The 7,881-nt window shown below is 63.4% G+C and carries 7 protein-coding genes and 1 tRNA gene; all 8 read left to right on the top strand.

Annotated elements, in window-relative coordinates; all coding sequences use genetic code 11:
- Positions 1-78: 78 nt before the first annotated feature.
- A tRNA-Trp gene (locus MTBLM5_RS08465) sits at positions 79-154 on the top strand.
- 51 nt (positions 155-205) lie between these two features.
- The gene (secE, locus tag MTBLM5_RS08460) at positions 206-403 is read left to right on the top strand and encodes a preprotein translocase subunit SecE (protein ID WP_068503602.1); all 198 of its coding nucleotides are present in this window, start codon (positions 206-208) and stop codon (positions 401-403) included.
- A 1-nt stretch (position 404) separates the two neighbouring features.
- Complete coding sequence (gene nusG, locus MTBLM5_RS08455) at positions 405-938, top strand: transcription termination/antitermination protein NusG (RefSeq protein WP_173975577.1); 534 nt, start codon at positions 405-407, stop codon at positions 936-938.
- 114 nt (positions 939-1,052) lie between these two features.
- A complete protein-coding gene (gene rplK, locus MTBLM5_RS08450; protein WP_173975575.1) occupies positions 1,053-1,481 on the top strand; it encodes a 50S ribosomal protein L11 in 429 nt (142 codons plus the stop codon).
- A gap of 4 nt (positions 1,482-1,485) precedes the next feature.
- Complete coding sequence (gene rplA, locus MTBLM5_RS08445) at positions 1,486-2,181, top strand: 50S ribosomal protein L1 (RefSeq protein ID WP_173975574.1); 696 nt, start codon at positions 1,486-1,488, stop codon at positions 2,179-2,181.
- A 314-nt stretch (positions 2,182-2,495) separates the two neighbouring features.
- Positions 2,496-3,011: a 50S ribosomal protein L10 gene (rplJ, locus tag MTBLM5_RS08440; protein ID WP_173975584.1), complete on the top strand. Its 516-nt coding sequence runs from the start codon at positions 2,496-2,498 to the stop codon at positions 3,009-3,011.
- Between the two features lie 50 nt (positions 3,012-3,061).
- Positions 3,062-3,436, top strand: a complete 375-nt coding sequence (gene rplL, locus MTBLM5_RS08435; RefSeq protein WP_173975572.1) for a 50S ribosomal protein L7/L12 — start codon at positions 3,062-3,064, stop codon at positions 3,434-3,436.
- 235 nt (positions 3,437-3,671) lie between these two features.
- Complete coding sequence (rpoB, locus tag MTBLM5_RS08430; protein ID WP_173975570.1) at positions 3,672-7,853, top strand: DNA-directed RNA polymerase subunit beta; 4,182 nt, start codon at positions 3,672-3,674, stop codon at positions 7,851-7,853.
- Positions 7,854-7,881: the final 28 nt, after the last annotated feature.

Genomic DNA, 7,881 nt, shown 5'->3' with positions numbered 1-7,881 from the left:
TAGCTGTATAAGGCGGGGCTTCGGCCTCGCCGATCCGACACGCCGGCCCTTCGAAAGGGGGGCCGGCGGTTCGGTTGCAGGAGTGTAGCTCAACTGGTAGAGCACCGGTCTCCAAAACCGGGGGTTGGGGGTTCGAGCCCCTCCACTCCTGCCAAATTTTGAACAGGCGGCGTTTTGGACCCGCCTTAACCGAATTAAGAGAACGATGGCAAAAACGTCTCCAGGCCAATTCGTCAAGCAGGTGCGGCAGGAAGTGGCCAAGGTCACTTGGCCCAGCCGCAAGGAAACCAGCATCTCGACCATGATGGTGTTCGTCATGGTGGTGATCGCTGCCGTGTTCTTCCTGCTGGTCGATCAGGTGTTCGCCTGGATCGTCAAGCTGCTGTTCGGACTGGGAGGCTGAGATGGCGACCGCCCGCTGGTACGTGATCCACGTCTATTCCGGTTTCGAGAAGAAGGTCGCCCAGTCGATCCGCGAGCAGGCCGAGCAGAAGGCCATGGTCGATCTGTTCGAGCAGGTTCTGGTCCCCACCGAAGAGGTGGTCGAGGTCCGGCGCGGCTCGAAGGTCAATGCCGAGCGCAAGTTCTTCCCCGGCTACGTGCTGGTCAAGATGGTGCTGACCGACGACACCTGGCACCTGGTCAAGAACACCCCGAAGGTCACCGGCTTCCTGGGCGGCAAGGGCCGTCCGGTGCCGATCACCGAATCGGAAGCCGAACGCATCATCAAGCAGGTGCAGGAAGGCGTCGAGCGGCCCAAGCCCTCGATCGTGTTCGAGGTGGGCGAGCAGGTCCGCGTCGCCGACGGCCCCTTCACCTCGTTCAACGGCCTGGTCGAGGAAGTCGACGAGGAGCGCGCACGGCTCAAGGTCGCCGTGTCGATCTTCGGCCGCTCCACCCCGGTCGAGCTGGAATACTCGCAGGTCGAGAAACTGTAATCCCATTTGCCGGTTCGCCGGCGAAGCTTTGGGCGGGATGGTCCCGCCCGGGGCAAGAACGCGGAAGGCCAGCCATTGGCCGCACCGCGGGCTTCTGAACATCAGAGGTAAGAGATGGCAAAGAAAGTCATTGGCTATATCAAGCTGCAGGTGCCGGCCGGCAAGGCCAACCCGTCGCCGCCGATCGGTCCGGCGCTGGGTCAGCGCGGCCTGAACATCATGGAATTCTGCAAGGCGTTCAACGCCCAGACGCAGCAGCTGGAAGTCGGCATGCCGATTCCGGTGGTGATCACCGCCTATTCCGACCGCACCTTCACCTTCGTCACCAAGACGCCCCCGGTCACCTACTTCCTGAAGAAGGCCGCCGGCATCCAGAAGGGCACCACCACGCCGGGCAAGGCCACGGTGGGTCAGGTGACGATGGCGCAGATTCGCGAGATCGCCGAAAAGAAGATGGTCGATCTGAACGCCAACGACGTCGAAGGCGCGGCCAGCATGATCGTCGGCTCTGCCCGCTCGATGGGCCTCAAGGTGGTGGAGTAATCAAATGGCCAACCTCGGAAAGCGTCTGAAGGCCGGTTACGAAGGCATCGACCGCAACAAGTTCTATTCGATCGAAGACGCCGTCAAGATCATCAAAGGCGCCGCCAAGGCCAAGTTCGACGAGACCGTCGAGATCGCCTTGAACCTGGGCGTCGACCCCCGCCATGCCGACCAGATGGTCCGTGGCGTGATCGAGCTGCCGCACGGCACCGGCAAGACCGTTCGCGTCGCCGTGTTCGCCAAGGCCGACAAGGCCGAGGAAGCCCGCAAGGCCGGTGCCGACATCGTCGGCGCCGAAGACCTGGCGGAGCAGATCCAGGGCGGCATGATGGATTTCGAGCGCTGCATCGCCACCCCCGACATGATGGGTGTGGTCGGCCGCCTCGGTAAGGTCCTCGGCCCGCGCAACCTGATGCCCAACCCCAAGCTGGGCACCGTCACCCCGAACGTCACCGAAGCCATTCGCGCCGCCAAGGCCGGCCAGGTGCAGTTCCGTGTCGAGAAGGCCGGTATCGTCCATGCCGGCGTCGGCAAGGCCTCGTTCGACGAGACCAAGCTGGTGGCCAACATCAAGGCCTTCGTCGATGCCATCAACAAGGCCAAGCCGGCCGGCGCCAAGGGCACCTATCTGAAGAAGATCTCGCTGTCTTCGACGATGGGTCCGGGCGTCAAGCTGGACATCGCCAGCATCAGCGCGTAGAACTTAGCGCTTTTTCGAATTCCCCCATCCCGCAAGGGATGGGGGTACCGGAAGCTTCGCCGCAAGGCAGGCTTCCACCCTGTCCGAGACCGTAGGTGCCCGTTTGGGCTTGATGGGAGTTCCCGCCTGCGTAGACAGAAGAAGAATTCCGTTCGCTCCGGGTGATGCCCGGCGACGCGCGGCTTGAAGCTTCTGGGACAGGCCACCGGTCTTGGCCTTTGGTCGCAAGTGACCAAGGCAGGACCACTAGGGCAATGGACCGATGCCCGCCCCCCGCAAGGGAGCGTTCATCGGCTCGCTGTTTGGAGACGAACGTGGACCGGACACAAAAGAAGGAATGGGTCGGGTCGCTGCATGGAACGCTCGAAGGGGCGGGTCTGGTCGTCGTCACCCATTATTCGGGTCTGACGGTTGCCGAAATGACCAACCTTCGCGCCAAGATGCGTGCGGCTGGCGCCAGCTTCAAGGTGACCAAGAATCGTCTCACCAAGCTCGCCCTTGAGGGTACCGCTTACGAGAACATCGCCGACCTTTTCACCGGCCCCACCGCGATCGCCTATTCGGCGGACCCGGTTGCGGCCGCGAAGGTGGCGGCCGAATTCGCCAAGACCAACGACAAGCTCAAGATCCTGGGTGGTTCCCTGGGTGGCGAGCGTCTGGGCGAAGACGGTGTCAAGGCTCTGGCTACGCTGCCGTCGCTCGACGAACTGCGCGCCAAGCTGATCGGCATGATCTCGACCCCGGCTACCCGTATCGCCGGTGTGCTGCAAGCCCCCGCTGGCCAGTTGGCCCGGGTGCTCAAGGCCAAGGCGGACAAGGACGCTGCGTGAGCACGACTCGACTGTTAATCCCAGAACTCAAGCTTATCTAGGAGTACATTATGGCTGATCTCGCTAAGCTCGTTGACGAGCTCTCCGCTCTGACCGTTCTCGAAGCGGCCGAGCTGTCCAAGCTGCTGGAAGAGAAGTGGGGCGTTTCCGCCGCCGCTCCGGTTGCCGTCGCCGCCGTCGCCGCTGGCGCCGCTGCCCCGGCCGCTGAAGAGAAGACCGAATTCGACGTCGTCCTGACCGACGCCGGCGAAAAGAAGATCAACGTGATCAAGGAAGTCCGCGCCATCACCGGCCTGGGTCTGAAGGAAGCCAAGGACCTGGTCGAAGGCGCTCCGAAGACCGTCAAGGAAGCCGTGTCGAAGGACGAGGCCGAGAAGATCAAGAAGGTTCTCGAGGAAGCCGGCGCCAAGGTTGCCGTCAAGTAATCGAGACCCTTTGGGGTTTGCCCTGCGGGCCAGCAGCGGTGGCGGGAACGTCGCCGCTGCCTGGCCCAATGGTGCTTTCCCAAAGGGGTCGCGCTAAAGCCGGACCGGGCCATTTCGACCGGGCAGGGCTAGGAATGAAGTTTATTGGTTAGGTCATTTAACGGGGGACCTTTTCCGTCCCCCACCGGCCCGCAAGATCGCGGGCCGAAACCGAGATCGAGGACGAGGAGCGGCAATGGCTAAATCCTACACGGGTCGGAAGCGCGTTCGTAAGAGCTTCGGGCGTATCCCCACGGTGGCCCCGATGCCCAACCTGATCGAGGTGCAAAAGAGCTCCTACGATCATTTCCTTCAGATGGACGTCGCTTTCGAAAAGCGCGCCAATGTCGGCCTGCAGGAAGTCTTCAAGTCGGTGTTCCCGATCAAGGACTTCTCGGAGCGCGGCACCCTGGAGTTCGTGCGCTACGAGCTGGAGCAGCCCAAGTACGACGTCGAGGAATGCCAGCAGCGCGGCATGACCTTCGCGGCGCCCTTGAAGGTGACCCTGCGCCTGGTGGTGTGGGACATCGACGAGGACACCGGCGCCCGTTCGATCCGCGACATCAAGGAGCAGGACGTGTACATGGGCGACATGCCGCTCATGACCGCCAACGGCACCTTCGTCATCAACGGCACCGAACGCGTCATCGTTTCCCAGATGCACCGTTCGCCGGGCGTGTTCTTCGACCACGACAAGGGCAAGACCCATTCGTCGGGCAAGTACCTGTTCGCCGCCCGCGTCATCCCCTATCGCGGTTCCTGGCTGGACTTCGAATTCGACGCCAAGGATCTGGTCTATGTCCGCATCGACCGCCGCCGCAAGCTGCCGGTGACCACGCTGCTGTACGCGTTGGACAACAAGCCGACCGAAGCGCTGCGCGCTGCCCGCAAGGCCGACGGCCGCTCGGTCGAATTGTCCGAACTGAAGGGCATGAGCTCGGAAGACATCCTGTCGTACTTCTACGACAAGGTGGTCTATACCCGCGGCCCCAAGGGCTGGAAGACGGCCTTCGCGCCCGAGCGCATGAAGGGCGTCAAGCTGGTCTATGACCTGATCGATGCCAAGACCGGCGAGAAGGTCGCCGAGGCCGGCACCAAGATGACGCCGCGCCTGGGCAAGAAGCTGCGCGAGCAGGGCGTCGAGGACATCCTGGTCCTGCCCGAGGATCTGGTCGGCCAGTACGCCGCCGAGGACATCATCAACGAAGCCACCGGCGAGATTTATGTCGAAGCCGGCAACGAGCTGACCGTCGCCGTCCTGGCCGAACTGGAAAAGGCCGGCGTGACCGAGCTGCCGGCTTTGGCCATCGACCACATCAATGTCGGCCCGTACATCCGCAACACCCTGGCGGTCGATAAGAATTCCAGCCGCGAAGAAGCGCTGATCGACATCTACCGCGTCATGCGTCCCGGCGAGCCGCCGACCCTGGAGACCGCCGAAGCGCTGTTCCAGGGCCTGTTCTTCGACTCGGAACGCTATGACCTGTCGGCGGTCGGCCGCGTCAAGATGAACTCGCGCCTGAACTTCTCGGACAAGGAGGTGCCCGACACCACCCGCGTCCTGCGGCGCGACGACATCCTGGCCGTCATCAAGATCATGGTCGAGCTGAAGGACGGCAAGGGCGAGATCGACGATATCGATCACCTGGGCAACCGTCGTGTCCGCTCGGTCGGCGAGCTGATGGAAAATCAGTATCGCGTCGGCCTGCTGCGCATGGAGCGCGCCATCCGCGAGCGCATGAGCTCGGTGGATATCGACTCGGTGATGCCGCACGATCTGATCAACGCCAAGCCGGCCGCGGCGGCGGTGCGTGAATTCTTCGGCAGCTCGCAGCTGTCGCAGTTCATGGACCAGACCAACCCGCTGTCGGAAATCACCCACAAGCGCCGCCTGTCGGCGCTTGGCCCGGGCGGTCTGACCCGCGAGCGCGCCGGCTTCGAGGTGCGCGACGTGCACCCGACCCATTACGGCCGCATCTGCCCGATCGAGACGCCGGAAGGCCCGAATATCGGTCTGATCAACAGCCTTGCCACCTATGCCCGCGTCAACCAGTACGGCTTCATCGAGGCGCCCTATCGCCGCGTCGAGGCCGGCAAGGTCACCGACGACGTGCAGTACATGTCGGCGAACGAGGAAGGCCGCTACACCATCGCCCAGGCCAATTCGGAACTGGACGCGGAAGGCCGCTTCGTCCACGACCTGGTGTCGTGCCGTCAGGCCGGCGAATTCGTCATGGTTCCGCCCTCGGAAATCACCATGATCGACGTGTCGCCGAAGCAGCTGGTTTCGGTCGCCGCGGCGCTGATCCCGTTCCTGGAAAACGACGACGCCAACCGCGCCCTGATGGGGTCGAACATGCAGCGTCAGGCGGTTCCGCTGCTCAGGGCCGAGGCGCCGCTGGTCGGCACCGGCATGGAGCAGGCCGTCGCCCGTGACTCGGGTGCTGCCATCACCGCCAAGCGGACCGGCGTGGTCGATCAGGTCGACGCCACCCGCGTCGTGATCCGGGCCTCGGAAGACGTCGCCGCCCACGAATCGGGCGTCGATATCTACAATCTTCTGAAGTTCCAGCGTTCCAACCAGAACACCTGCATCACCCAGAAGCCGCTGGTGAAGGTGGGCGACCTGATCAAGAAGGGCGACATCATCGCCGACGGCCCGTCCACCCAGTTGGGCGAGCTGGCGTTGGGCCGCAACGTGCTGGTCGCCTTCATGCCGTGGAACGGCTACAACTTCGAAGATTCGATCCTGATCTCGGAACGCATCGTCCGCGACGACGTGTTCACCTCGATCCATATCGAAGAATTCGAGGTGATGGCCCGCGACACCAAGCTGGGTCAGGAAGAAATCACCCGCGACATCCCGAATGTCGGTGAAGAGGCCCTGAAGAACCTGGACGAGGCCGGCATCGTTTACATCGGTGCCGAGGTCAAGCCGGGCGACATCCTGGTCGGCAAGGTCACGCCCAAGGGCGAGTCCCCGATGACCCCGGAAGAGAAGCTGTTGCGCGCCATCTTCGGCGAAAAGGCCTCGGACGTTCGCGACACCAGCTTGCGTCTGCCCCCGGGCGTCGCCGGCACCATCGTCGAAGTTCGCGTCTTCTCGCGCCGTGGCGTCGAGAAGGACGAGCGCGCGCTGGCGATCGAGCGGGCCGAAATCGAGCGTCTGGCCAAGGACCGCGACGACGAGCGCGCCATCATCGAGCGGTCGTTCTATGCCCGTCTGAAGCAATTGCTGCTCGGCAAGAAGGTGGTTTCCGGTCCGAAGGGCCTGAAGTCCGGCGCCGTCCTGTCGGAAGAGATGTTCGCCGAGCTGCACAACAGCGCCTGGCGCAATGTCGCCGTCGATGACGATGCGGTGATGGGCGATGTCGAGCAGTTGAAGCGTGCCTTCGACGCCGCCGTCGAGCGTCTGCAGGACCGCTTCGAGAACAAGGTCGAGAAGCTGCAGCGCGGCGACGAGCTGCCGCCCGGCGTGATGAAGATGGTCAAGGTGTTCGTGGCGGTGAAGCGCAAGCTGCAGCCGGGCGACAAGATGGCCGGCCGTCACGGCAACAAGGGCGTCATTTCCCGCATCGTGCCGCTGGAAGACATGCCGTACCTGGAAGACGGCCAGCAGGTCGATATCGTGCTGAACCCGCTGGGCGTGCCCAGCCGCATGAATGTCGGTCAGATTCTGGAAACCCATCTGGGTTGGGCTTCGGCCGGCCTGGGTCAACAGATCGGCAAGCTGCTGGACGGCTATCGTCACAACACCGCGACCGTCGCCGACGTCCGCACCAAGCTGGCCGACTTCTATGGCCCCGAGGTGTTCCAGGACGAAATCGCCGATCTGGGCGACGGCGAGATCCTGGAACTGGCCGGCAATCTGCGCCCGGGCATTCCGTTCGCCTCGCCGGTGTTCGATGGTGCTCGTGAAAGCGACATCTGCGACATGCTGGAAAAGGCCGGCCGCCACCGTTCGGGTCAGGTCACCCTGTTCGACGGCCGCACCGGCGATCCGTTCGACCGCAAGGTCACCGTCGGCTACATCTACATGCTGAAGCTGCACCACCTGGTGGACGACAAGATCCACGCCCGCTCGATCGGCCCGTACTCGCTGGTCACCCAGCAGCCGCTGGGCGGTAAGGCGCAGTTCGGTGGTCAGCGCTTCGGTGAAATGGAAGTGTGGGCGCTGGAAGCTTACGGCGCGGCCTATACGCTGCAGGAAATGCTGACGGTGAAGTCGGACGACGTGTCCGGCCGCACCAAGGTCTACGAAGCGATCGTCCGCGGCGACGACAATTTCGAGGCCGGCATCCCCGAATCCTTCAACGTGCTGGTCAAGGAACTGCGCTCGCTCGGCCTCAATGTCGAGCTGACCCAGCGCAATTTCTAAGCCCTTTTGGTCAAGTGTGGCGGACGGG

The organism is Magnetospirillum sp. LM-5 (assembly GCF_902729445.1).
Lineage (GTDB): Bacteria > Pseudomonadota > Alphaproteobacteria > Rhodospirillales > Magnetospirillaceae > Magnetospirillum.
Note: the sequence above shows the minus strand (reverse complement) of the source record. Positions and strands in the feature narration are given on the sequence as shown.